Source organism: Candidatus Hinthialibacter antarcticus (genome assembly GCA_030765645.1).
Lineage (GTDB): Bacteria > Hinthialibacterota > Hinthialibacteria > Hinthialibacterales > Hinthialibacteraceae > Hinthialibacter > Hinthialibacter antarcticus.
Genome location: JAVCCE010000007.1, coordinates 39,583 through 64,807 on the forward strand (window position 1 = coordinate 39,583; position 25,225 = coordinate 64,807).

General features: G+C 51.9%; 20 protein-coding genes. 15 read left to right on the forward strand and 5 right to left on the reverse strand.

Going from position 1 to position 25,225, the window contains the following annotated elements; translation table 11 throughout:
- Position 1 precedes the first annotated feature (1 nt).
- The gene (locus P9L94_01765) at positions 2–1,039 is read left to right on the forward strand and encodes a BadF/BadG/BcrA/BcrD ATPase family protein (protein ID MDP8242777.1); all 1,038 of its coding nucleotides are present in this window, start codon (positions 2–4) and stop codon (positions 1,037–1,039) included.
- A gap of 7 nt (positions 1,040–1,046) precedes the next feature.
- On the opposite strand, the gene P9L94_01770 is transcribed toward P9L94_01765, so the two are convergent.
- Complete coding sequence (locus tag P9L94_01770) at positions 1,047–2,345, reverse strand: hybrid sensor histidine kinase/response regulator (GenBank protein MDP8242778.1); 1,299 nt, start codon at positions 2,343–2,345, stop codon at positions 1,047–1,049.
- A gap of 133 nt (positions 2,346–2,478) precedes the next feature.
- Positions 2,479–4,776 carry an ATP-dependent DNA helicase RecG gene (recG, locus tag P9L94_01775; protein MDP8242779.1) on the reverse strand — a complete coding sequence of 766 codons (2,298 nt, stop codon included), beginning with the start codon at positions 4,774–4,776 and terminating at the stop codon, positions 2,479–2,481.
- Between the two features lie 332 nt (positions 4,777–5,108).
- On the opposite strand from recG, the gene P9L94_01780 reads away from it, so the two are divergent.
- From P9L94_01780 to bshA, 9 genes are all read left to right on the forward strand, one after another.
- Complete coding sequence (locus tag P9L94_01780; GenBank protein ID MDP8242780.1) at positions 5,109–7,001, forward strand: flagellar hook-length control protein FliK; 1,893 nt, start codon at positions 5,109–5,111, stop codon at positions 6,999–7,001.
- A gap of 32 nt (positions 7,002–7,033) precedes the next feature.
- Complete coding sequence (locus P9L94_01785) at positions 7,034–7,720, forward strand: flagellar hook assembly protein FlgD (protein MDP8242781.1); 687 nt, start codon at positions 7,034–7,036, stop codon at positions 7,718–7,720.
- 143 nt (positions 7,721–7,863) lie between these two features.
- Entirely contained in the window at positions 7,864–10,908 is a 3,045-nt protein-coding gene (locus tag P9L94_01790; protein MDP8242782.1) for a flagellar hook-basal body complex protein, read from the forward strand.
- Between the two features lie 282 nt (positions 10,909–11,190).
- The gene (locus P9L94_01795; GenBank protein MDP8242783.1) at positions 11,191–11,514 is read left to right on the forward strand and encodes a flagellar FlbD family protein; all 324 of its coding nucleotides are present in this window, start codon (positions 11,191–11,193) and stop codon (positions 11,512–11,514) included.
- A gap of 3 nt (positions 11,515–11,517) precedes the next feature.
- On the forward strand, positions 11,518–12,282 hold the full coding sequence (locus P9L94_01800; protein MDP8242784.1) for a motility protein A: 765 nt from the start codon (positions 11,518–11,520) through the stop codon (positions 12,280–12,282).
- A 97-nt stretch (positions 12,283–12,379) separates the two neighbouring features.
- Positions 12,380–13,216, forward strand: a complete 837-nt coding sequence (locus P9L94_01805; protein MDP8242785.1) for a flagellar motor protein MotB — start codon at positions 12,380–12,382, stop codon at positions 13,214–13,216.
- Position 13,217: 1 nt separating this feature from the next.
- Positions 13,218–14,036, forward strand: coding sequence for a flagellar motor protein MotB (locus P9L94_01810; GenBank protein MDP8242786.1), 819 nt, complete (start codon positions 13,218–13,220; stop codon positions 14,034–14,036).
- 49 nt (positions 14,037–14,085) lie between these two features.
- Entirely contained in the window at positions 14,086–16,008 is a 1,923-nt protein-coding gene (locus tag P9L94_01815; protein ID MDP8242787.1) for a DUF115 domain-containing protein, read from the forward strand.
- A gap of 2 nt (positions 16,009–16,010) precedes the next feature.
- A complete protein-coding gene (gene bshA / locus P9L94_01820; GenBank protein MDP8242788.1) occupies positions 16,011–17,189 on the forward strand; it encodes an N-acetyl-alpha-D-glucosaminyl L-malate synthase BshA in 1,179 nt (392 codons plus the stop codon).
- Here the strand turns inward: bshA and P9L94_01825 are convergent.
- A complete protein-coding gene (locus P9L94_01825) occupies positions 17,186–18,025 on the reverse strand; it encodes an HDOD domain-containing protein (GenBank protein MDP8242789.1) in 840 nt (279 codons plus the stop codon). The genes bshA and P9L94_01825 overlap by 4 nt on opposite strands.
- Positions 18,022–18,543 carry a chemotaxis protein CheD gene (locus P9L94_01830; protein MDP8242790.1) on the reverse strand — a complete coding sequence of 174 codons (522 nt, stop codon included), beginning with the start codon at positions 18,541–18,543 and terminating at the stop codon, positions 18,022–18,024. Before P9L94_01830 ends, P9L94_01825 begins: the two co-directional genes overlap by 4 nt.
- Before the next feature lie 173 nt (positions 18,544–18,716).
- On the opposite strand from P9L94_01830, the gene P9L94_01835 reads away from it, so the two are divergent.
- From P9L94_01835 to P9L94_01850, 4 genes are all read left to right on the forward strand, one after another.
- The gene (locus tag P9L94_01835; GenBank protein MDP8242791.1) at positions 18,717–19,802 is read left to right on the forward strand and encodes a 3-isopropylmalate dehydrogenase; all 1,086 of its coding nucleotides are present in this window, start codon (positions 18,717–18,719) and stop codon (positions 19,800–19,802) included.
- 414 nt (positions 19,803–20,216) lie between these two features.
- A complete protein-coding gene (locus P9L94_01840) occupies positions 20,217–21,836 on the forward strand; it encodes a sodium:proton antiporter (GenBank protein MDP8242792.1) in 1,620 nt (539 codons plus the stop codon).
- Positions 21,837–21,859: 23 nt separating this feature from the next.
- Positions 21,860–22,522, forward strand: coding sequence for an isoprenoid biosynthesis glyoxalase ElbB (gene elbB, locus P9L94_01845; protein MDP8242793.1), 663 nt, complete (start codon positions 21,860–21,862; stop codon positions 22,520–22,522).
- A gap of 9 nt (positions 22,523–22,531) precedes the next feature.
- Positions 22,532–23,041, forward strand: coding sequence for a DinB family protein (locus tag P9L94_01850; protein MDP8242794.1), 510 nt, complete (start codon positions 22,532–22,534; stop codon positions 23,039–23,041).
- Positions 23,042–23,369: 328 nt separating this feature from the next.
- On the opposite strand, the gene P9L94_01855 is transcribed toward P9L94_01850, so the two are convergent.
- A complete protein-coding gene (locus P9L94_01855) occupies positions 23,370–24,344 on the reverse strand; it encodes a glycosyltransferase family 2 protein (protein MDP8242795.1) in 975 nt (324 codons plus the stop codon).
- A 147-nt stretch (positions 24,345–24,491) separates the two neighbouring features.
- Here P9L94_01855 and P9L94_01860 point away from each other — a divergent pair, with 147 nt between their 5' ends.
- Positions 24,492–24,935, forward strand: a complete 444-nt coding sequence (locus P9L94_01860) for a hypothetical protein (protein MDP8242796.1) — start codon at positions 24,492–24,494, stop codon at positions 24,933–24,935.
- Positions 24,936–25,225: the final 290 nt, after the last annotated feature.

Genomic DNA, 25,225 nt, shown 5'->3' on the forward strand with positions numbered 1-25,225 from the left:
CATGCCTTACGTGTTTGGCGTTGACGGGGGCGGCTCCAATTGCCGTTCGATTCTTACCACTGACGACGGCAGAACGCTCCATGTCGGACGAGGCCCTTCGGTCAACTATCACGAAGTCGGCGCCGGACAAGCCACCCGCGTCATCAGCAAGTTATTCAAAGAAGCGCTCGAAGCGGCCCATGCCGGTCCCCGTGAATGTAAGGCCGCCTGCCTCGGTCTGGCAGGTTCAGCCCGGGAGCAAGACAAGTCAACCCTCTCTCCATTATTTGACAACATCTTCACCGAGACGCCTTATGTTTTAGTGAGCGACGCCGAAATCGCGCTCGCCAGCGGCGCCATGTCTGACAGCGGCATCCTGGTGATGGCCGGGACCGGCTCCATGGTGTTCGGCAAGAACGATCACGGTCAAACCGGGCGCGTCGGTGGATACGGCCCCGCCGTCTCAGATGACGGCAGCGGGTATCGCATCGCGATCGAAGCCATCCGCGCCCTGCTGCGCAGCCATGACGGCGTTGAAGGCGAAACGACGCTCGGCCCGGTCTTACTCAAACATCTCGAACTTAAAGGCATCGACGAACTGGTTGTATGGATCAACTCAGACCAGGCCACCCGGCGCCGCGTCGCAGAATTGGCGCCGCTGGTGATTCGCGCCGCCAATGAAGACGACCCCGCAGCGGACGCCATCCTCAATCAAGAAGCCGACACCCTGGCGCTGGGCGTGGACGCGTTGCATAAACGTTTAAACTTTAAAGAAAATGTGCAAGTGGTGATGGGCGGCGGATTGTTGTTACACAGTTCATATTACAACCAACTCTTACGCCGCAAGATCATGTATTTGATTCAAAGCGCCGCTGTCAACCCGCCCAAATTAGAACCGATTTTTGGCGCAGCGCTATACGCCTACTCGTTAGCAGGCATTGAAATCAATGATGATTTGTTGGATTCGATGCAGCGTTCTTATCGAGAATTGGTTAAGAAATTACCTCTTCAAACAGCCCCAGCCCCGAAGATCGAGCCGAAGGAACCACCCGTCGAATAGAAACACATTAAACCGTTGACGGAATGGGGATGATGGCTTCGATGGTTTCAGCAAACCCTTGTTGAAGATCGCCTTTGAGAAGGATATCTGACGCACCGCTTTGCAATAACGCGTCGCGCTCTTCGCTGGAAAGTTTCTTGCCGGTAATCACGACAATCTTGACGGAACGGCGCCAAAGTTGAGTACAATATTCAATGACGCGCTCGCCTTTGATATTCGGCATTAATAAATCCACAAAAAGAAAATCCGGTTTATGTTCCGTCAATTTCAACATGGCATGCATTCCGCTATAGGCTTTATCGACATGATAATGCCCCCGGTTTTCGAGAAAATCAGACAACACTTCCACCATGTACGGATCATCGTCAACAATTAAAACCGAACCGGCTTTCCCGGCTTCATAGGGTTTGGTTTCTGATTCAGGTTCGGTCGGTTGGGGCGCCGTTTTTTCTTCGACTTGCGCCGCAGGCTTTACCTGTTCTTTTTTGACCGGGATATTCAACCGAAATGTTGAACCTTCGCCGATTCGGCTTTCGAGTTCAACGCATATTTTAAGCAAGTCCGCCACGCGGCGGACAATCGCCAGTCCCAGCCCGGCGCCCTGACAGGGCCGCGCCACCATAGGCTCGGCTTGTTCAAACAAACAGAATATTTTCTCGCGTTTTGACTCGTCGATTCCCGAACCGGTATCCGCGACTTCGAGCGTGACATGTGTTTCCCTGGGATGTATTTTGAGTTGAATGGTCCCTTTTTGAGTGAATTTGACCGCGTTGGAAACCAGCTGGCGTATCATTTCTCCCAGTTTGGCGGGGTCGCTAATTACATAGACGTCGCGCCGGGGGTAGGCGGTGATAAACTCGACCCCCTTCTCTTCCGCCACTACCTGATAGTCGTCTAGCACGGCATCCACAATTTTTTTCAGGTCGGTCTCTTCATAAAAGACAGAAGCCGCGCCGGACTCTAAGCGGTTGAGTTCGAGCAGTTGATTGATAAGCGAAAGCAAGCGGGCGGCGTTTCGGTCGATGCGCTGAACGGCTTTGTGTTGCTTTTCATTCATATCGCCGTAGACGCCGTCATCCAGAAGCGAGTTGTAACCGATGATTGCATTCAATGGCGTACGCAACTCATGCGAGATCAGCGCAAGAAACTCGGTGCGCATACGCTCGGCTTCTTCGAGTTGCTGGGTGCGGGATTGCAGCGATTTCAAGGTTTCCTGGCAGCTGCGCATGTCTTCCACCAGCGCTTCCGCCTCAGACGCCTTGCCCGAGCGAATCAGTTGAATCAGATGTTGTAATCGGTCATCCATGAACGCGCCGCCGTCTCTTCAAGAGCCAATAGAATTCAAATGGCTTCTGTTTCATTATATCGAAGACGCTATCCGGCGCCAATTCAAGCGCTTTCTTTTGTTCAGTACCATTTTTCTTACATGCTCAATTCATTTACGACGGGCGGCGCAGCGCGATTCGCCCATACGCCGATAGGATTTCATTTTTCATGTTGTCGTGGGCGGGGTCGATTAAGCGCGGGTCTTTCTGGAACATGTCATGCGCCGTTTGATTGGCCGCCTGCAACAACTCGCCGTCGCGCATGGGGTCAGCCAGATGGAAGCGAATACGCCCGCTTTGCTTGGTGCCGAACGCCTCGCCGGGGCCGCGCAGTTTTAAGTCTTCTTCTGCAATACGAAACCCGTCGCGGGTTGCTTCCATCAGGCGCATGCGTTGTTCCGCGTAAGGCGACAAGCGTTCCGGCGTAATGAGGATACAGTATGATTTTTGCGTACCCCGCCCTACGCGCCCGCGCAATTGATGCAATTGCGCCAAGCCAAAACGCTCGGCGCCCAAAATCACCATAATGGTTGCGTTGGGCAGATCGACGCCGACCTCGATCACCGTGGTCGCGACAACGGCGTCGAGATCGCCCGCGCGGACTGCGTCCATCATCGCCTGTTTGTCCTGCGGCGAATGTCTGCCGTGCAACAACGCGATGCGGCGGTTGGTTAAATGCTTTTCCGTAATCGCCTCGAAGGCCTCTTCGGTTGAAGGCAAATCGGGTTGGGTTTCTGAGGGATCAATGATGGGGCACACAATATACGCTTGCTGACCCAGCGCGATCTTTTCATCCACGAAGCCCCATACCTTGCTTTCATTAATCCAGTGCGTCCAGCGCGTTCGTATTTCAGGGCGGTTGGGCGGCAAGGTCGCGATGGTCGAAATATCCATGTCGCCGTAAACCGTCAGCGACAGCGTTCGGGGAATCGGCGTCGCGGTCGCGGCCAATAAGTCGGGATGCTCGCCCTTTTTCACCAAACGCTCGCGTTGTTCCACGCCGAATTTATGCTGTTCATCCACAACGACCAACCCCAGACGGTCGAATTCAACGTCTTCCTGAAACAAGGCGTGGGTTCCAACCACCAATTGGGCGCCGCCGGTTTTCAACGCTTGTTGGACCGCGCGACGCTCAGCGGCTTTCATGCCGCCGGTAAGCACGACCGTTTGCAATTCAGGGATGGTCTTGGTGAATGCGCGGATCGAGGCCGCGTGTTGTTGCGCCAGCAGTTCCGTCGGCGCCATTAACGCCGCCTGACAGCCGCCCGCCGCCGCCAACACCATCGCATAAACCGAAACCACCGTCTTGCCTGAGCCCACGTCGCCTTGCAGCAAGCGGTTCATCGGCGCGGATTCCAGCATGTCCGTTTGAATTTCGCGGCAGACTTTCCGCTGTTCGTCCGTTAAGGCGAAGGGCAGGTTTTGGACAAAACGCGCAGGCCAGGCGCAAGGTTGTTTTATTTCGAGTTCAATCGCGTCAAGGTTTTCGGCAAAGGGCTCAGGGTTCGGCGCGGGATGAGAGATCCCGGTGAATTGTTTTAGTTTGCCTTGAACAAGCCGCAGCGAAAATTGGTGAAGAAATAATTCTTCAAACACCAAGCGGCGGCGGGCGTTCTCCCAAGGCGTGTTGATCTCGCCCTCAGGTAACAACGCTTCCGGTTCGTCATCGTCTGCATCCATCGTGTTAAATAACAACGACTCTTCCGGCAGGGCCGAATCAAGCGGCGCGCCCTCCCCCGCCTGCGGCGCGTGTAAAATGCGAAACGCTTCCATGCGCGACGGGAAGCCATGCTCTTGCAAAATCGCGCTGGGCATCCATTCCACAAGATACAAACTAAAACGCTCCATCGCCTTGCTCACAATTTTGCGTATCGCCCCTTGCGTCAATTTATCGCTGAGCGGATACAGCGGGAGGATATCGCCCGCTTCCTCTTCGGTTTCATCGCTGAGTACGACAAATTTCGGCGATGACATTTTCATAAAGGGCGCGCGGCCTTCGGCTTTTCCATGCAAACGCAGGCGCGTTCCCTGTTTAATTTGCTCAGATAAATACGACTGGTTAAACCAAACCACTTCTAATTCGCCGCTATCGTCTTTGACGGTCGCGTTCAAGATGTGGCGTACGCGGCTGCGTCCGCGCGGCATTCGGCTTTCAACATACGTCACCGTCGCGACCACCGTCGCGATGCCATTCGGCGGCAGACTGGCGATGTCCGTCACATGGACGAAATCTTCGTAACCGCGCGGCAAATGCCAAAACAGGTCGCGCACGGTATAGACGCCCATGTTCTCAAGCGCTTTTGCGCGGCCCGGCCCGACGCCGGGGCAAAACTGCACAGGGGTCTCAAGTCCCCGCTTCTCGTCGGGCGTAGGCTTTTGGCTATGGGCGGTCTGTTTTGAAGATGTTTTCACTTTTTTTTCATTTATGTCTAAAGTCTTCGGTTGCGAATACGATAACTCATAATGCACAGCGAATTAACGGTCTTACGACTACTGCACTCATACGGAAAATTTTCCCTTCTTGGTTCAAACCAATGGGGAACAATTTTCCTTTTTCTTTTTTAGCGCCTCTTTCCCAATTATGCAAACCGTTCACTTACCATTTAAAAATCAATAGGTTGCCATTTTTTCTTCCCAAATTGAATTTTGATCGCGCCATTGGCGCCGTGATTGCATTCTTATGGGATTCATTAGGTGTATTGGCGAGGCCGGAGCCGCCTCGAATGAAACCAAGGATGGTTGATATGGAACAGTTAGCAGCCCCCCAATTGTTGCCAATACAAACGGGGCTTATATCAGAATCGACGCCGAAACCGTCAAGCGATTCAAAAGACGGCGGCGTCTCATTTCATGATCTGTTTTCGGAATCGCTAAAAGCGACGTCCGCAAAACGCAATACAAAAGACGACTCGGATTCTCAACCGGTTCTCGCCATCGGCGATTTAAAAATCCCCCTCGAATCATTAAAAAAAGATAAAGACGGTCACTTCATCCTCTCTTTGGAAGACCTGAAAGAACTGCTCAGCGAAGCCCAAAAACAAGGCCTGATCGACGCAAAGCAAGCCAAAGCAATTGAAAAAGGCGAGACTTCGCTGGCGTCACTTCTCATTCAAGGTTCCGAAAATGGTGACCTGTTTACGCTGTCAGTACAGAACGGCAAGGGCGTATTAACCCCAGCGCCAAACCAAACGAACAACACAAACGCGAGCCTTCATGCGCTGCAAATTCAGTCTGCTTTAGAAAAAGCCGAAACAGAAACAGCAACGAAAACAAAAATCCAAACAGATCATACAACTACTTCTAAACAACAACCGCTCGCCGCTGAAGGCAAAGCCTTGTTGACAGGCAACGAAAAAACTGACGCCTTGTTAACTTCAAGCGAAAAAAATGTTGAGGCGGCGGTCACCCGTTTAAGCAAACGAGAAAATGAAAGCATTGAGTCTTTAAAAACGCGCTTAAACCAAACCGATTCAGCGCTATTGATGAGAAAAGAAGGCGAAATTCAATCGGGACGCGAAGCGTTAGATTCTAAAATTGAACAAAGCCGCCTCTCCCGCACGCCCGCTGATATCAAAAAAGAGTTGTTCCAGGGCGAGTTAAAAAATCAACGCAACGCACCGTCTGAAATCACAGGAAAGCAATCACAATCGACGGTAGATGCGAAAACAAAAACCAATGCAGAGACAATCGCCAAGCCGGTTATCAATGCGGAAGTAAAACTGGCGTCCAACGACAATACCCATTACGACTTGCGTGACACCAGCAAAGGCGTGCTGAATGACGCCGCGTTACGCATATTGCTAGATAAATCTGAGCCAAAACAAGAGACGAAACTTGAACCCAAAGCCAGCCAAGTATTGAAAGACGCCCAAGTCGTCAAAGTCGATGCGCAAGCCAAGCAACATAGCGACGCTTCGAACGGTCAGGCGCAACAAGATAAATCATCTAAAAAAGAAAATGGTTCGTTTAAACAAGCAGCCAAGGCGGAACTCGACAAAGGCGCTTTACAGGCGATGTCCGACAAGCCCACTGCGGCGCCAAAAGCCAGCAGCGCCTCACAGGCTGAAAGCAACGCCCGCGTTGAACAGTCCAACATGACGCAAACCGCCGCGCAGAGCCGCCCGGTCGAAACCCAAGCGCCGGTGAAGTCGGCCAGCCCAACCACTAGCGCGTTCCAAGACCGCGTCGACAAAGTCCAACAAGCCGCGAACCAACAAATCGTGCGCGGCGTCAAAGGGGCCATCAGCGCTGAGCGCAGCGACGTCACCATTCGCCTGACCCCTCAATCGCTGGGCCGCGTTTCGGTGCAACTGGTGATGGACCATGGACATTTGACCGCCAACTTGAGTGCGCAAAAAGAAGCGACTCAGGCCATGTTAGAAAAGAACATCCACTTATTGAAATCAGCCTTAGACGACAACAACATCAAAGTAGAACGTATCAATATTATCCGCGAACCGGGCGATGCGCGTCAGCAAAGCGATCAACAACGCGAACGCTCACAAGAAGAACGCAGCGCGCAACAAAAAGGATCGCAAGACAATCCACAATCCGGCAGCAAACGCAATCCAAACGGGCAGCGCTGGAACTGGAACGAATACTGGAACACTTGGAACAACTGGCGTCAAACCACATAGAGGGCGCTTACAAGCGATAAAGGGAAACGAACATGGTTATCGAAGCCGCATCATCAGTCAATAGCAGTTCCGCCGCGAACGGGCTTACAAGTTCCATCGGCTCTGACATTGTCAACCGCGACGATTTTTTATCGCTGCTGGTTGCTCAATTGCAGCACCAGGACCCGTTAAACCCGATGGAGAACCAGGAGTTCGTCTCTGAATTGGCCGTCTTTAGCGAGCTGGAACAATCGACCAATCAAACCAGTTTGCTCGAACAACTGGTGGCATCGCAAACGGGCGACGCCACCACTCAAGCGCTTTCGATGATCGGCAAAGAGGCGGCGGTGCAATCCGATTACATCTATCACTCACCCGGCAATGAATTGGAATTTATCTTTGAAACGCCCGGCGCGGGAACCTATACCGTTGAAGCAATCACTGAAACGGGACGCGTTGTGTTTACGGACCTGGTTTCGGTTGATGGGGCCGGACAGCATGATTACACCTTCGATGGAACCAACACCAGCGGCGACCAACTCGCAGGCGGCGTGTATCAAATTCAAATCGGCGCATCGACCGGTACAGATGGAACCACCACCGCTCTGCCCAGTTATCTGCGCGGTGAAATTGAAGGCGTGAATTTTGTCGACGGTACGCCCGTCTTGATGATAAACGGACAACCAGTCGAGATGGGCAACGTGTACGCCGTATTCTCGCCAGAACCCAGTAACGGATAAAAAAGGCATTTACGCGCGAGGGTTCGCTCTTTCGCGAATTTATATTGAATTTATTTCGTTTGGCAATCGCCAAACCACTGTGCAGCCAGACGGTCCAGGATGGACCGGCAAGTCGTAGACCAAAGACATGGAGGTCTTGAATCATGACCGTACGTTCGCTATTTGTTGGGCTTACCGGCCTTAACGCACAAAGCCGAAATATTGACGTAATCGGCAATAACATCACCAACGTCAACACCGTCGGGTTTCGCGGCAGCCGCGTCGCCTTCGACGATATCTTCTACAACACCATGTTCTCGGGCGCAGGCGCCACTGGCAACCGGGGCGGCATCAACCCGCGTCAAACCGGGCTTGGCGTCAAAGTCGGCAGCGTCGACACCATCTTTACGCAAGGCAGCACTCAAACTACCGGGCGCTTGCTCGATATGGCGATTGAAGGCCGAGGGTTCTTCGTCTTGCGCAACGGCTCCGGGCAAGAATTTCTGACCCGCGCCGGAAACTTCTCGATTGACAACGAAGGTTTCATCGTCGATCCAGGAACAGGCCTTCGTCTCATCGGACGCTCGTCGGACGAAAACGGTCAGTTGCAAACAACCGAAGCGCCCGGCGAATTAAACATTGATTTCGACCGCAAGTCGCTGGCGAAGCAAACCGAAAACGTGATCGCGTCCGGCAACTTCGACAAACGCATTGGCGACCCCAATGAAGACATCGACATTCAACTCGCACAAAAAACAACAAACTTACAAGGGTTGTTCGATAACGTCGGTCAACCATTCGGGCTTATCAACGGCGATACCATTCGCTTTGAAACCGGTTTTCTTGAATTGGGTTCCCCGCCGAATGATGTAGACGGCCCGGTCAATCTGACTCAACAAGACATCGGCTTCGGCGACGGCGTTTTGATGAGCGTCACCAGCACCACAACAATCGAAGACGTCGAAACCGCATTAAATGACTATTTTGAAACCGTGATGCGTGATATCGATCCGACCAAGTCCGCTGATATCAAAGTAACGTACGACACCGGTTCGGGTTCGTTCATCTTTAATAATTTCGGCAACAATACTCTAGCGGGAATCCGTATGGGCGTCGGCGAACGTCTGAGCCAAAACGAACCGCCGGAAGACGCTAACCGCGCCGTCGGCAATTTGTTTATTAACTCTTTCGATTCTGACAATCCTGATTACACCAAAACGCTAAACGTGCAAGCGGGCGAAACCATTCAAACCAATTCGATCCGCAAGGCCGATCAAACCACTTCTCTTGACGTGTTTGACTCGCAAGGCGCCTCACACACCATTAATGTGGGTCTCGCCGCTGATACCGCAAACCCGCCCGCAGAGTCGTTGACTCAAGTCGGTCAACTGCGCGATTCAAACGGACAGTTTATGTTTGAAGGCGGTGTGGTTCCGCCCAAGGTTGTGTATAGCGACCCGATCATTGATTCGGCCACGAACACAGCCGTGTTTACCGCGAGCCAGGTCAGTAACATGGTCGCCACTCAGGGCATCTATAGTTTTAATGACGCCAATGACAACCTCATTGCCCTACGCCTGACCGACGGCGCCATCTCGTTCAACGGCGGCGCGTTTAATGTTCCAATCGGCGCGGACGGCGCGGTCAGCGCCGAATTTTCCGCAGCAGGCATCGACGTGACCGGCGATTCATTCCTCAACATTACCAGCACCGGCAATGCAGGCGGCGGTTTGTTGGGCGACGCAGGTTTTTCTGAAACCACAACCACAGAAGATATCCGAAACAATATTGAAGAACGCATTAATTCCGCCATCCGCCAGGTTGCGGCGAATATCGACCAACTGGACCCATTGACCACAGGCTTCACAGGCGGCATTCCAGCGAATCTGGCCATCCCGGCGAATATCCCGCAGATCACGGTTTCGTTGACAAGCGAAGGTTCGTTTGCATTCAATAGTGAAGACGGCAGTTTAGGCGCTTCGGCCTCGACCGACCCGACCATCACAGCAAACTTGATCGCAGCGGCGGGCGGCGCGGAACAGATGGGCCTCGTGCTTGATCTCGCCGCCGAGACCCGGACGGTGCGGGTTAGCACCATCGACCGTCGCGGCACCTTAGCAGACGCCACCGACGATATCGCAGACGGTAAAGTGGATGCCGATTTCACCGACGGCGGCGGCATCACAGGATTTATCGCCAATGCAAATCCATTTGCCACCAACCTGCAAGATGCGTTCACCATTGGAAACACCGACTACGAAGGCAACTTTGATGCGACGGGCGATCCCTCCGCCACGCCTCCAACAGGAATTGACGACTCAGGCGTTCAACTGGTCGCGTTAAGTTCGGGCGTACTCGCAACCAACGACGCCTTAACGACTGAGAGTTTTGACGGTTTCCAGGCATTTGACCCTGAAGTCACAGCATTCAGCGCTATCTTCAATCAACGCGGATACGGCGTTGCAGCCGATTTTGACGGAACAACCGGCGTTGACCGTACATCCGGCGTCCCCGTGGGCATCGTCGCCCGTGGGACCGACACCACCGCGTTTGAAACCAACACGCTCTTAAAAGACGGCTTAACGCGCAGCACCGTCAACTTCCAAGCCGTCGTCCCCAGCGACAACCGTACGCTGCCCACGCAAACCATCGGCGAATTGATCTTTGACCCCAGCGGACGTTTTGACACGTACGGCGACACTGACTTAACGCCGAACATTACCTTCGACCCAGACAACTCCGATCCAGCCAATGGCGGCGTCGATCCCATCGCGTTCCGGCTGGACCTGAGCGGCATCACATATTTCAGCGCCAATTCAACCGCACAGTTACAAAGCCAAGATGGGCGCCCGGTGGGCAATCTTGATAACGTGAGTATTGCTGGCAACGGCGAGGTGATCGGCGTCTTTACCAACGGTGATTCACAAACATTGGGGCAAATTCTATTGGCTGACGTCACCAACGACGGCGGTTTGATTCAAGAAGGCGCAACCTTGTTTACCGTGGGGCCAAACTCAGGCGAGCGAGTCTTTATCGAGCCGGAAATTGAGGGAGGCGTCATCAATTCCGGCGCATTGGAACTCTCAAACGTCGACTTGGCGGAAGAATTCACCAACCTGATCGTTGCGCAGCGAGGCTACTCAGCCGCCAGCCGAATCATTACAACCGGCGACCAGATTCTTCAGGAAACCTTGCGACTGAAACAATAAGTTAGAGTGAAATAGAAACAAGCAGAAACGGGAGGGTCTTCGAGGCCCTCCTTTTTTTTGGGCGATCTTCTTCCTAAAATCGGAGACAGATTGTAGTAAGATTGCCGCAAGGCGGGTATAGTGAGAAGATGACGCGCTTGATGGCCTCATCTTCTGAGAAAAATTCTTTGAATTCTTATTCAATTCGCGCAAATTAAGACCGATAATACTTAATTGAATGTAACATTCGATTTATCAAATAGATGGTAACCTCAAATTCAGGAGAAGCCAAACGGCGGCCCAATGGTATTAGATCCCATTGATTCCGAGCGCGTACAACGGATTCGCAACAATTTGGAAATTGAATTTTCCAAGCCGATTACGCACAAAGAGATCCAAGCGGCCATCCCCGGTGTTCCCGTCAGGAGTAATGCCTTGATCGAAGTTACGAAATTGAATGACAAAAAGTTTGGCATAAACTCTGAGTTGATTGAAACAATCGAAGAAACGCCTGACACTGTCATCACCATGGCGACCGGACGTAAATATATCGTAAAAGAATCGTTGGAAGAAATTGGACAGCTTTGCGTCGAATATAAACGAAAAATTTTCCATCCAGGAGAGTAACCGATGGATTTATCAACAGTAGTAGGAATGGTGTTGTGCCTGGGGCTGATTGCGGCGTCAATGATCGCTGGTGGTTCGCCCGGAGCGTTTATTGATATTCCTTCAGCATTGACAGTTATCGGCGGCACCTTCGCCCTTACGCTGGTGAATTTCCCCATCCCTACCGTGTTGGGCATGGGCGGCGTTGTGAAGAATGCGTTTTTTTTCAAACAACTCTCCCCACTCGACACCGTCAGCACCCTGGTTAGTTTTGCTGAACGCGCCCGCCGCGAAGGCATCCTGGCGCTCGAAGGCTCAATGGACGAAATCGAAGACGATTTTATCGGGACCGGCCTACGCCTGGCGGTCGATGGCGTTGAACCGGAATTAATTAAAGACATTCTGCAAACAGAACTCGCGTTTATTGAAGACCGTCACCGTGGAGGCCGTGAAATTCTCGACTTTATGGGGTCGATTGCCCCTGCGATGGGCATGATTGGAACGCTAATGGGGCTTGTGCAGATGTTGAAAAATCTTGCCGATCCAAACGCCATTGGCCCTTCGATGGCGCTGGCGCTGTTGACGACCATGTACGGCGCGGTCATCGCCAACGTATTCGCAATCCCTGTTTCGGGTAAACTAAAAGTACGCTCTGCGGACGAGATTCTACTTAAAGAAGTCGCCATCGAAGGCATCATGTCGATTCAAGCCGGCGACAACCCGCGAATTTTAGAGCAGAAATTGCTGGCGTTTTTGGCGCCGAGTATGCGCCCGCCGCGTGAAGATTAAGTAAAATGATGATGGTATTTTTCATTCGAGCAAAATTTAGGACTGCTGATTGAAAGTGAAACCTATTCTGAACAGCGAGCGGTAGCCAAGAGATAATATGGCAGGAAGAAAACCGGAAGAAAAAAAAGGCGGCGCTCCTGAGTGGATGTGTACATTCAGCGACATGATGTCGTTGTTGCTGTGCTTTTTTGTGCTTCTGTTCTCTCTTTCCACCATTGAAAAAAAGAAACTGATCCAAGCGTCGGGGTCCTTGAAAGGTGCGTTTGGAGGCATGCCCGCGCCGTATGTGGTTCCGCCCATTCCCGATAAAAAAACGCAGCCGGAGATGTCGCGCCCCGCCCAGCCTGTGCGCAAGCAGTTTTACGGCAAAGAAGAAATCACCCGCGAAGAAGCGCGAAAGGTCAAATCAAAAAACCTGGACCACATGATTCAAGTGACGGGCACGGAACAAGGCATCACCTTTCGCCTGTCGGGAGACTTTTCGTTCGCGCAAGGCAATTCGGAGTTGCTATCGGAAGGGATTTTAGCGTTACAATTTATTGCAGACGAAATCAGCCAGTTTCCGAATAACCCCATTAAAGTCGACGGGCACACCGACAACACAAAACGTCGCAGCGATCCTGACTACAACTGGCGGCTGGCGGCGGACCGCGCCTATACCGTCCTCGAATTTCTGGTCAACACTGGCAGCGAGCGAAACCGGGTGGATAAACGCCGATTTTCGTATGAATCATTCTCCGATACAAAACCGCTGCCCGACGTCGACCCCAATCAGGCGATTGGTCGTTCGCTGAACCGCCGCGTTGAAATTACATTAATTCAAACGGACCAAGGCTTCGGCACCACCTTTGAAGATACAAGCGAAAAGAATCCAAGAACACCGTTAATCAGCCCTGCGCTGATTCAAGAACCCGAAGCAACCGAAGAGAGTTAAGATGGCGGGCAGAAAACCAGAAGAGAAAAAAGGCGGCGCACCGGAATGGATGTGCACCTTCAGCGACATGATGTCGTTGTTGTTGTGCTTCTTTGTGTTGTTATTTTCTCTATCCACCATGGAAAAAGTCAAATTCGTCCAAGCCATTTCCTCGATCCAAGGGGCGTTAGGGCGAATTCCCAATATGTACAATATGTCCTTCGTCCCCTCCACTTCGACTGCGCCGCAAAAAGTGGAACCCGTCCAACGCACCCGCGACGTTGAACGCGCAAAAGAAGCCATCGCGGAGCGCGCGCGCTCGATTCTCGTCGCCGACGAAGCGTCGAAAGAAGTCATCGTCGAAGGCGTAAAAGAGGGCGTACGTTTTTCCATCACCGGGCGCGTATTGTATGACCAGGGCTTTGCCGTCTTGTCTCCAGAAGGCCAAAAAGTTCTAAAAACATTGGCGAACGATATCCTTAATGATTTTCCTAAACTGCGGATCAGCGTTGAAGGCCATACCGATGACACCATGGTTCCGCCGGAATTGCCGTTTCAAGACAACTGGCGGCTGGCGGAAGCGCGCGCCTATGGCGCCATGTTATTTTTACGCGACCAATGCAACGTCGCAGAAGAACGATTAAGTTTTCAATCCTGCGGGATGGACCGCCCGCGCTTTCCAAACGATTCGCCGGAGAACCGCGCCTTAAACCGCCGCGTTGAGATCGTATTGTTGCAAGGACAATCGTCTGAGAATATCACCGGCGTCCTGGAAGGCAGCAGCGACTCTAAAGTAAGCCCGGATGAGCGCGAATTCGTCCCGCTGCTCGAAGAAGAGTGACCCGCCGTTTTGAATCTCATCGTAGCCAGAATCAGGGGAGCCGCGCATTTTGAACCAGACGTATTTTGAATCCAATTTATCCCTACTTGAACGACAAGACCCTGAATTGGCAGCGCATTTGCGTCAATTGCCGATGGAGGACCTTCCGGTTCAAGTCTCCATCTCAAAAACAAAAACCGTTGCCGCTCAATGGCAAGCGCAAGACGGCGGTCGTCCCATCCCGCTCTGTAGTGAATATGACCCGGTGCGCGAAGCAACGCGCTGGGCGGAATCTATCGCGTTTCAAAACCCCACAAACGTGATCGTGATGGGCTGCGGCCTTGGTTTTCATCTGTTAGCGTTATTAAAACAAAGCGATCAAGACATCCGTTTTTTATTCATCATTGAGCGCGACCCGCGCATTCTCAAACTCGCAATGACAGCGATGGATTTGCGGCCTCTGTTCATGCGCAACGGCGTTCAATGGATTGTCGGCGCTGAACCCAAAGAGATTCCCGAACTCATCGGCGAAAAGCGGACGGACATTATTCTGCACAATTGCAAAATACTAAACCATGATCCTTCGTTGCGCATTTTTAGCGACTACTACAAAGAAACGCGTCAACAAATTCTTGATGCGCTGACGCATGACGAGATCAACCTTCGTACGACGTTTGAGAGCCAGGGCCGCAACCAATTCAACATTTTAATGAACCTTCCTGCGATGGTGCGCGGGTATGCCCTGCCCCCGCTGCAAGGTTTGTTGAAGGGCTACCCGGCGGTGGTTTCAGCAGCGGGGCCGTCTCTAGACAATAATGTGCGGCTGCTCAAAGAACTCAATGACCGGGCGGCGCTGTTGATTGTCGACACGGCCCAATCCACCTTCAAACAACTGGGCGTTGAACCCGACGCCGTGATTACCGGCGACCCAACGCCGCTAAATTTCAGCCATTTTGAAACCATCGGTTCGCTGGGAAACGCATTTTTGGGCTTCCACCCGGAAGCGAACCATCAGATCACGCGCAAATTTCTCCATCACCCCTATTTGCTGCCGTTGTATGACGGTGAGTCTGCGTTAATCAGCCATATTTTCAACTTGGATGAAGACGGCGTGTATTGCGAACGTGAAATGAACGTCGGCCACATCGCGCTCAATGTTGCTTTATTACTGGGATGCGACCCCATCATATTGGTTGGCTTTGATTATGCGTTTCCCAAACGCGGCGGCACAACCCACGCCGCCCAAGCCGCCGTCTCACGCCGGATCGACGCCATGCAAACGGACGGCACCATCAACATCGGCGGCAAAGAAGGCAAAGCGCCGGAAGAATCGGGCAAGATGATGCTGGTACCCGGCTATGACGGCGACCCGGTCCCGACAACGGTCCCGTTTCAGCAATACATTCACGCATTGGAAAAAGCCATCGGAGAATGCGACGCAACCATCATCGACGCCACCGAAGGCGGCGCAAAATTTGAAGGCGCCGTCCAAATGACATTGCAAGACGCCCTGAATAAATACGCCCTCCAACCGGGCGTTTCAAACCACTGGGCCTCGTACCGCGCCAATAAGCCGTCCATCTCCATCCAAGACGCGCTGGCGCGCAGCAACGAATGTCTGAATGCACTCAAACAAGCGCAACAACAAAACAAACAACTCGATGAACAACTACGCCAATGGACGGGCCTGCTGCAACAGCCGCAACTAGACAGCGCTCTCGTTGAAAACGAATGGAATTCATTCGACAAGCGTTGGATCGAAATGGTGGAGCCAGAAATTTTTAACGCCAGCCTGGGCAATGCGGTACAATACTTATACTTCCGCCGACAGCGTCACGTCCGCCCGGCGGATCCATCACCCAAAGCCTTTTTGCGCTGTATGCACGACAAATATACTGGCATCATCGAAGAAATGACCGGACTCTTAGACCATTTCATTCATTGCTTTGAATTGTCCATGCAGTTGTTGCAACAAAGCGCCCAAGGAGAGTAAGCGTGCGAATCGGTATTGTTTGTTATCCATCCATCGGCGGCAGCGGGATTGTCGCCACCGACTTAGGCAAGTCACTCGCCCGCATGGGGCATGAAATTCATTTCTTCAGTTACGACGTGCCTCACAAATTAGAAGGCGCAACCGAGAAATTTCACTTTCATCACGTCGACATCCCGTTTTATCCGTTATTTCGATTTCCGCCTTATACCCTGGCGCTGGCGACGAGCATCTACGAAGCGAACGCCGTCGCGCCGTTGGATATCCTGCACGTCCATTACGCCGTGCCTCACTCCACTTCGGCGCTATTGGCCAAGCAGATGATCTGCTCGAAAAGAAACGAAAAATTAAAAGTCATCACCACACTGCACGGCACCGACACCGACCTGGTCGGGCAGATGCCGCAATACAAACCGGCGGTTGAATACAGCCTCAATTGGAGCGACGCCGTTACCGCCGTCAGCCGTTATCTCAAAGATATGACCGAACGCCAATTTGAAATTCATAAACCCATTCATGTCATTTATAACCCAATCGACTCCGCCTTGTTTTCTCCGTCCCCAGAAGAAGACCGGGCGCAACGATCCGAGAAGCGAATTATCCACATCAGCAACTTTCGCCCCGTCAAACGGGTGATCGACGTTATCAAGACGTTTGATTTGATCTCGAACGTCATTCAGGCGCGGCTGGTGTTAGTTGGAGACGGCCCCGACCGCTCTGAAGCGGAGATGCTAGTGGCGCAACTGGGGCTTGTGGATAAAGTAGAGTTCGCCGGGCCGCAGCAGGATGTGGTTGAATCCTTGCGTAACGCCGACCTGTTGCTCTCGACCTCTGAGACTGAATCGTTTGGTCTCACCATTGCGGAAGCGATGTCATGTGAAGTGCCCGTGGTCGCGACCAGCGTCGGCGGCGTTCCCGAAGTCATCAAGCACGGCGTCACCGGGTTTCTGGCGCCGTTGGGCGATATTCAATGCTTGGCGGAGAGCGCCATCGAAATTTTGCGCTGCCCCAAACGCTTCGCCGCTATCGGCAAAGCCGGGCGCCAGCGTATTCTGGAACACTTCGAAATGGAAAAAATTACCAAGCAGTATGTTGATTTATACAATGAGGTGCTCAATAGCGACGACCCCAATTGTCCAACACTGTCACCAGCAAAAACCGAAGCGGACGATCAGCCAATTTAGCAAATTTCTTCATGCAAGACTTCCATGCCCGCGAGGAGAAAATACACCACATTCTCTTCGACCTCGGGCGTGTAGCTGATGCGCTTTTTGGCGTCAACCGACGTATGAAACGCCAGCCCTTCGTTGCCGATGCCGATGCCGACCATGCGCGATAGCGTATCCGCAACATGTACCAGATCGAGAATGCGCTGATGGGGGCCTTCATACTGATCGGGACGATGGTGATATTTGGCGACATCAATCATGGCTTGAATCCCGCTCCAGTTTGAGACGCATTCCGCCCCCACCTCGCCATGATCGCACCCCAGTCGCTTGCGCTCGGCTTCATCAATGGAGATCACTTCTTCAGCGGCAAGTTCGACGGTTGTGTTGAAATCAATGCCGAGGTTCCTCACTAAAACAGCCAAGCCCACGTCATGCATGAGTCCAGACAGAAATAGAAAACGGGGCGCTTGGCATTTACATTCCTTCGCTAATAAGAGCGCGCAAAACGCCGTCGCGAGAGAATGGAGATAGAGGTCGCTTAGGACATCGTTGTCTTCGTCAGGCATCAGCATCGGTTGCAACGCGCCTGCGAGCGCCCACTCCAGGCACTCGTAAGGCGAATACGCTTCCATCACAGAGAGAAGCGACTGCCCGTCGGCGTCTCCAGCGGGTTGCAACGCTCGCGCCACCCGCAACGCATATTGATGCGCTAGCGAATTGGCTTCGATTTCATGAACCACTTCGCCGGGATCGACTTGCGGCATTTGCAGCAGCGACAACAATCGGCTCGCGCTTGACGTCATGTCAGGAATACGATGGTTGGAGTTTGAGAAGTCTAAGTTGAGATTCATATTTCGTATTCTTCCCCCCGGGAACGTATTTTAGTAACGCCCGTTTTCAAATCGAGATAAAGCGATCGCGGCTTGGCGCCGCCGCAATCATCGCCGCGAGCGACAAAACGGCGATGCTGCAATACTGCACAAATCATCTCGTAATTTTTTTTGCCAATCTGAAAATGGCCTTGTTTATCTAAGAAGTTGCCTGCGCCGGCAAGTTTAATGATAAGCCTTTGCGGGTTTGCGCCTAAACGCACAACGGCCTGAATCAAAGACTCAAAACCGCTGTCAACAAACATGCCGGGTTTGGCCTGAGCGCGGGCGGGGTTGTGAGATGAATCGGGCAGCAGCGCATGCAGCATCCCGCCGACTTTCGCTTCCATATCAAACACGGTAACCCCGAGACATGACCCCAAAGAATGCGTAACAATGGTTCCCTCAAAAGCGCGTACGGCCTTTAAATCTGAGATACCAACGACATATTGCTTCTTCGCGTCGGGAAACATCGAGGTTTGGTTCAAGGCTTGAGTCATTCAATTCATCTCATTCCATAATAAGTAGTTAAACTATAATCGTACCTCCATCGCGCCAATATACAATCCAGTAAAAAAGAGAATGCCCAAAACCTCATACATCTTGATTCTTGTCACGTTTCGCAGCACTCTTTCCCTTTACAAATCGATCATAGATGATTTCGGAGGAACCGATGAAGACCTACAAGATCGGCGTTATGGGCGGCGACGGCACAGGGCCGGAAGTCATTCAAGAAGGCGTCAAGATTCTCAATGTGTTGCAAGAAAAAGCAGGTTTTAAACTCGAATACACGGATTTTGATTTCGGCGGCGACCGTTATATTAAAACAGGCGAAGTCTTGCCCGAAAGCGCCTGCGCCGACCTCGCGCAGAATGACGCCATCTATTTAGGCGCCATTGGCCACCCGGACGTCAAACCCGGCATTCTCGAAAAAGGCATCTTATTAAAAGTCCGGTTTGAACTCGACCAATATATCAATTTACGTCCCGTCAAACTTTACCCCGGCGTTTGGACGCCAATTAAAGACAAAGGGCCGGAAGAAATTGATTTCGTCGTCATTCGCGAAAACAGCGGCGGCATCTACACCGGCGGCGGCGGAATCATTAAAAAAAACACGCCGAACGAAGTCGCGATTCAGGAAATGGTCTATACGCGTTTTGAAGTGGACCGCTGCTTGAAATACGCCTTCGATTACACCCGCAAACGCAACAAAAATAAAACTCTCACTCTTTGTGGAAAAACCAACGTATTGACCTACGTCTTTGACCTGTGGGAACGCGCATTTCTCGAAATGGGTGAGAAAGAGTATTCCGATCTTAAATGCGATTACGCTCACATTGACGCCACCACCATGTGGATGGTCAAAAACCCCGAATGGTTTGACGTCATCGTCACCAGTAACATGTTCGGCGACATCATCACCGACCTGGGCGCGATGGTTCAGGGCGGCATGGGCGTTGCGGCGGGCGGAAACATTAATCCCGACGAAGGCGGTTGCTCGATGTTTGAACCGATTGGCGGTTCCGCGCCGAAATATACCGGCCAAAACGTCATCAATCCCATCGCCTGCATCGCGGCGGGCCAGATGATGCTCGAACACTTGGGCGAAGACAAAGCGGCGAAAATGCTCGATACCGCCATCAGCCAGTTTCTGGGCAGCGGCGTTTTGCCGGGCCTGAGCGTCAGCGACATCAAAAAAGCGGGCATGTCAACAACGAAAATCGGCGACGCCATCGCCCAACTCGTTCAAGATATGTAGATTGGATTCTCCAAAAATTGCTTAGGTGGGTACGCCTATCTTCGCTTCCGTGCATTGGTTGATTAAATCAGGGGAGGGCGAACCTCCTGGTGAGCCGCGATAAAAGAAAACATTTCGATACGATGCGGCTCGTCGGGAGACTCGCCCTCCCATAATAAATATCAAAGGAAAATAAGATAAAACCCGCCGTTTCTAAGGGCAAAAAGATTGCTTGGTGGGCAGTTTGCCTGAGATGATTACCACTAGAAAAACCCGAAAGCGTCTTGGGGAATCCTCAAGGCGCTTCTTTTGTCACGCTGGAATGAATTATCACAAAATATTGTTTGTTTCACGTAATCCTTGCCTTTTTACTGGCTGGATTTTACCCTATAAGGGTTTGGAATTTCTATCTGATATCAACAAAGGTGATTGGGAATGAACCGTTTACTGCCGATTTTACTGATTTGCTGCGCGTTGTTTGCCTTGAATTCAACATGGTCAGACACGATGACTGATTCTAATGTACTGATTGCTCAGGCTGAAACCAATGAACATTCAGAAGGTGAACATGCCGAGGGAGAGCAAGAAGAAGTCGCTGACCACGCCGCCGAAGGTGAAGACCACGGCGAAGGCCATGATGGCGCGGCAGGCGACGACCACGCCGCTGTCGCTGGAGCGCACAGCGATGGACATGGCGGCGGACACGGCCCCAATTTAGGTTCTGATCTTCCCTTGTGGACGTGCATCCCGTTCCTCGGCATCTTATTATCAATCGCTTTGTTTCCACTATTCGCTCCTCATTTCTGGCACCATCATTTCGCCAAAATTTCAGCCTTCTGGGCGCTGTTGTTAGCCGTTCCGTTTTTATTCGCGTTTCAAGGCGCAGCAGTGTATGAGATTTTGCACATTTATATTCTGGACTACATCCCGTTCATTATTCTTCTCTGGGCGCTGTACACCATTTCCGGCGGCATTCTGCTGAGCGGAACATTAGTCGGCACACCGATTATTAACACCGGATTATTATTGATCGGCACGATCCTCGCGTCATGGATGGGAACCACTGGCGCAGCGATGTTGATGATTCGCCCGTTCTTGCGCGCCAACCGCCACCGTAAAGACCGTACCTTTATGGTGGTGTTCTTTATCTTCTTAGTCGCCAATGTCGGTGGTTCATTGACGCCGTTGGGTGACCCGCCCTTGTTCCTGGGGTTCTTGCATAAAGTTCCATTTTTCTGGACCTTTAACCTGGCGCCTCACATGATTATGGTCGCGGCGATTTTATTGATTATGTACTTCTTTCTTGATAGCCGCGCCTACGCCGCAGAAGGCGCACACCCGATTTCCGAAACCGTCCATCCGCTTCGCTTGTACGGCGCATACAACTTCTTGTTCCTTGGCGGCGTTGTTTGCGCCGTCTTAATGAGCGGGCTGGCTGATTTTGGCGAAGTCACCATCTTAGGAATCCACACCACCGTTCAAAGTTTACTTCGCGACGTGATTCTGATTGTGATGGGCGGGTGTTCCCTCTACTTCACGCCGTGGAAACTGCGCGACGATAATGAATTCACCTGGTTTCCCATTAAAGAAGTCGCCTACCTATTCGCGGGCATCTTTATGACCATGATCCCTTGCCTGTTGATTCTCAAAGCGGGCAGCGAAGGCGCAGCGGCGGCGTTGGTGACCAATGTGAAAGAGCCGTTCCACTTCTTCTGGATCACCGGCATCCTGTCGAGTTTCTTGGATAACGCTCCGACGTACTTGACCTTCTTCACCACTGCCCTGGGCCGCTTCTATCCGGGTATGCCTGAAGCGCAGGCCGTTCCATTATTGATTGCTGAGAATGAAATTTTCTTGAAAGCGATTTCAGCGGGCGCGGTGTTCTTTGGCGCGGTGACCTACATCGGCAACGCGCCCAACTTCATGGTGCGCTCCATCGCCGAAGACGCTGGCACGCCGATGCCGAGTTTCTTTGGCTATATGTTTAAGTACGCGTTTGTTTACTTAATTCCGGTGTACATACTGGTCACCTTCGTCTTCTTCTGGTTTGTCTAAACGAAAAGTGAAGGAGAAACAAAATGAAACGCATAGCAGTGGTTCTATCGGGTTGCGGCGTCTTTGACGGAGCGGAAATACACGAGTCCGTCTTGACGCTGTTGTATCTCGATAAAGCCGGGGCGCAGGTTCAGTGCTTCGCCCCGGATAAAGACCAGGCGCACGTCATCAACCACAACACCCAACAACCCGCCGAAGGCGAGTCGCGCAATGTGTTGGTTGAATCAGCCCGCATTGCGCGCGGCGACGTAAAACCCTTGGTTGAACTAAAGATGGAAAATTTCGATGCGGTATTTTTCCCGGGCGGATTCGGCGCAGCGAAAAACATCTGCACCTACGCCTTTGACGGCGACGATTGCAAAAACGATCCCGCCGCAACCCGCGTCATTCGCGACGCCCACTCGCAAGGCAAGCCGATTGGCGCGATGTGCATCGCGCCCGTCATAGTCGCCCGCGCATTCAGCGGAACGGGGGTAACTCCGACTCTCACCATCGGAACAGACGCCGCGATAGCGGGGTCGTTACGCGCAATGGGCGCCGTCAATGAGCCAAAATCCGTCAGCGAAATCACGGTGGATGAACAAAACAAAATCGTCAGTACGCCCGCCTACATGCTGGGACCGTCGATTGCGCATGTATCGGAAGGCATCGAAAAACTGATCAACAAAGTATTGGAGATGGCTTAGGAAAATTCGATGAACGCAAACGAATTATTTATTCAGCATTCCCGCTGGCGCCTGAAAGACGACTACTGGCCGCGCATCCAAAAATGCGCGGCCTTGCTTTCGGAAGATGAAATGTGGCGCCGCCCCAATGACGCCAGCAACAGCGTCGGTAACATCCTGTTGCATTTATGCGGCAACGTACGCCAGTGGGTCGTACATGGACTCGGCGGCGAGACCGATAATCGAAAACGCCAATCGGAATTCGATGAACGCAGTCCCATCCCCAAAGCAGAGTTACTCGCCAAAATGGAGCAGACCCTCAACGAAGTCGATGCCGTGCTGGCTCAACTTGATCCAAACACCTTAACCGAGCCGCGCAAAATACAAGGCTATGATGAAACCACGCTCACAGCGGTCTATCATATCGTCGAACACTTTTCCTACCACTTAGGGCAGATCGCCTATATCACCAAAGCCTACCAGGCGGTTGATTTGGGATTCTTCAACATTGGGGATGACGGATACTCGACGAATTCTTGAGCGCTTGATTGCCAGCGGCCTCCACGAGAGAACGTGGGGAGGGCGAGTCTCCCGACGAGCCGCGTTGCATCAAAACGTTTCCTGATTTCCGCGGCTCACCAGGAGCCAGCCTGCGGCAGGCAGGGTTCGCCCTCTCCGCTCAACAATATCTCATCACGAAAAAGTACCCAGACATTTCAAAAACCTCAAACCAATTCTGGCATGGGTGCAACTCTGGGAGCGCCTGTGCAAAAGGGCCTGAAAGCCCGCACTGAAGCAAGCAGAGTTGTACCCATGCCAAACGCCAGACGCAGCGAAACAATCAGTATTTTTTTGAGATGGTTTCTAATTAAACGCTTGATTCCACATTAAACGCTTCTTCAACGGCGTAGGTCTTCTTGCGCTGGCTTTCGTGATAAACGCGGGTAAGAAGTTCAGCGAGCAGGCCCAACATCAACATTTGGATTCCAACCAGCCCCATTAAGATTCCCACCAAAAAAAGTGGGTTGCGGTGGACTTTATTGTTGACGACGTCTTGCAGTTTGTCGTATATCACCAGCAGCCAGCAAAATACGCCGAGTAAAATCGAAACCAGCCCCGCGCCTCCGAATAAATGCATGGGGCGGGTCAGATAACTGCCCAGCAAAATCAACACGGGCAAATCCAGTATGACTTTGAATGTTTTCGCGATCGAATATTTTGACTTCCCATGCTTGCGGGCATGATGCGAAACCTCGGCCTCACCCACTTTGGCGCCCACCCAATGACCATAGATGGTGATAAAACGGTGCATCTCTCCATAGAGCGATAGTTCGTTCAAAATCGTCCGGCGGTACGCCTTGAGGGTGCAGCCGTGGTCATGCAGTTTTAATCCTGTGGCGAAGGCAATCAGCCAATTCGCCAATTTGGATGGAAGCACTTTGGTGAAGAACGGGTCTTTGCGGCTGCGGCGCCATCCGCTGACAATGTCATAGCCCTCATTGAGTTTTTCTATCAATGCGGGGATATCGTGAGGATCGTTTTGGCCGTCAGCGTCCATCAAGACCACCACGTCGCCGCTGGCATGATCGACCCCCGCCGTAATGGCGGCGGTTTGGCCAAAATTGCGGCGTAATAACACGCCCTTGATGCGCGGATCGCGGCTGGCCCATTCGCGAATCATGTCGCGGGTCCCGTCCTGGCTGCCGTCGTCGCATAACACGATCTCATACGAGCATTCAATCTGTTCCAATACGACCGCGAGTTCTTCCAACAGCGACGGCAGGCTCTCGGCCTCGTTATAGACGGGCATTATGACAGACAGGTCAAGCGAAGGTTGGTTCATCAGAGTCCATTCCCATTTTCTTTCCCGTACTCTAGGGCGCGAAAATCAGGCGGTCAATCCAACCTAAGGACAAGAAGCACTTTACCACAAGCTGAAGCCCGATATGATGTACAGTCTGATTGGACAAATTACTCACTGAGGTCAATTATGAATACCGAAGAATCCGTCGATCTGTATGAATTTGAAATCGACCGCTTTCAAAGCCTATTGGCTGAAGACTCAAACTACGCCTACCGCCGCTACGGCCTGACGCTGTTCTATAGCCTGCCGCCCGAAGATACATTCAAAATGAAAACCGAAATGGGCTGGAAAGGCGAAGAGGCTTTAGATTATTATAACCAAGGCACCGTCGAAGCGCTCGAAGGCCGCTACGCCGAAGCGCTTAAGTTGTTTGAAAAATCAGAATCGCTGAAATGCGACCGCGCAGAACTCTACTACAACATCGCCGTGATTCACGAAGAAGAAGAACGCGCAGCGCAAGCCAAAGAGTATTTTCAGAAATATGTTGACGCCGTCGAATCGCTCGATTTTATCCCCAAAGCGCTGCAAGATGATTTGGATGAAGTTAGAGAACACGTTAAAGAACTATAATTCACACACTGATTGCACTTCTAAAAAGACCGGCGGCCGCTGGTCTTTTTTTTGTTTTTTAAGGTAATTCTTAGCATAGATATAAATGTGCGGTTTATTTCTTATATGGAGCCGAAGAGTTTTATATCTACGAAAGCATCGCCATGATTAGAATGTGCTAATATTTTGTTAGCGCTTACCGATATAGTTTTATAGAGCCAAGTATTAGGCTGTTTATCAATCGGCAAGACATAAGCGTCGATTCGGTAGCATTTTAGTATTGCGCGAGCCCAAAAAAGGTGCTAGGGTAA

Excerpts from the sequence above, each read along its gene's own strand:
- P9L94_01765 (MDP8242777.1), top strand. The coding sequence starts at position 2 with ATGCCTTACGTGTTTGGCGTTGACGGGGGCGGCTCCAATTGCCGTTCG.
- P9L94_01770 (MDP8242778.1), bottom strand. The coding sequence starts at position 2,345 with ATGGATGACCGATTACAACATCTGATTCAACTGATTCGCTCGGGCAAG.
- P9L94_01780 (MDP8242780.1), top strand. The coding sequence starts at position 5,109 with ATGGAACAGTTAGCAGCCCCCCAATTGTTGCCAATACAAACGGGGCTT.
- P9L94_01785 (MDP8242781.1), top strand. The coding sequence starts at position 7,034 with ATGGTTATCGAAGCCGCATCATCAGTCAATAGCAGTTCCGCCGCGAAC.
- P9L94_01790 (MDP8242782.1), top strand. The coding sequence starts at position 7,864 with ATGACCGTACGTTCGCTATTTGTTGGGCTTACCGGCCTTAACGCACAA.
- P9L94_01795 (MDP8242783.1), top strand. The coding sequence starts at position 11,191 with ATGGTATTAGATCCCATTGATTCCGAGCGCGTACAACGGATTCGCAAC.
- P9L94_01800 (MDP8242784.1), top strand. The coding sequence starts at position 11,518 with ATGGATTTATCAACAGTAGTAGGAATGGTGTTGTGCCTGGGGCTGATT.
- P9L94_01805 (MDP8242785.1), top strand. The coding sequence starts at position 12,380 with ATGGCAGGAAGAAAACCGGAAGAAAAAAAAGGCGGCGCTCCTGAGTGG.
- P9L94_01810 (MDP8242786.1), top strand. The coding sequence starts at position 13,218 with ATGGCGGGCAGAAAACCAGAAGAGAAAAAAGGCGGCGCACCGGAATGG.
- P9L94_01825 (MDP8242789.1), bottom strand. The coding sequence starts at position 18,025 with ATGAATCTCAACTTAGACTTCTCAAACTCCAACCATCGTATTCCTGAC.
- P9L94_01830 (MDP8242790.1), bottom strand. The coding sequence starts at position 18,543 with ATGACTCAAGCCTTGAACCAAACCTCGATGTTTCCCGACGCGAAGAAG.
- P9L94_01835 (MDP8242791.1), top strand. The coding sequence starts at position 18,717 with ATGAAGACCTACAAGATCGGCGTTATGGGCGGCGACGGCACAGGGCCG.
- P9L94_01840 (MDP8242792.1), top strand. The coding sequence starts at position 20,217 with ATGAACCGTTTACTGCCGATTTTACTGATTTGCTGCGCGTTGTTTGCC.
- elbB (MDP8242793.1), top strand. The coding sequence starts at position 21,860 with ATGAAACGCATAGCAGTGGTTCTATCGGGTTGCGGCGTCTTTGACGGA.
- P9L94_01850 (MDP8242794.1), top strand. The coding sequence starts at position 22,532 with ATGAACGCAAACGAATTATTTATTCAGCATTCCCGCTGGCGCCTGAAA.
- P9L94_01855 (MDP8242795.1), bottom strand. The coding sequence starts at position 24,344 with ATGAACCAACCTTCGCTTGACCTGTCTGTCATAATGCCCGTCTATAAC.
- P9L94_01860 (MDP8242796.1), top strand. The coding sequence starts at position 24,492 with ATGAATACCGAAGAATCCGTCGATCTGTATGAATTTGAAATCGACCGC.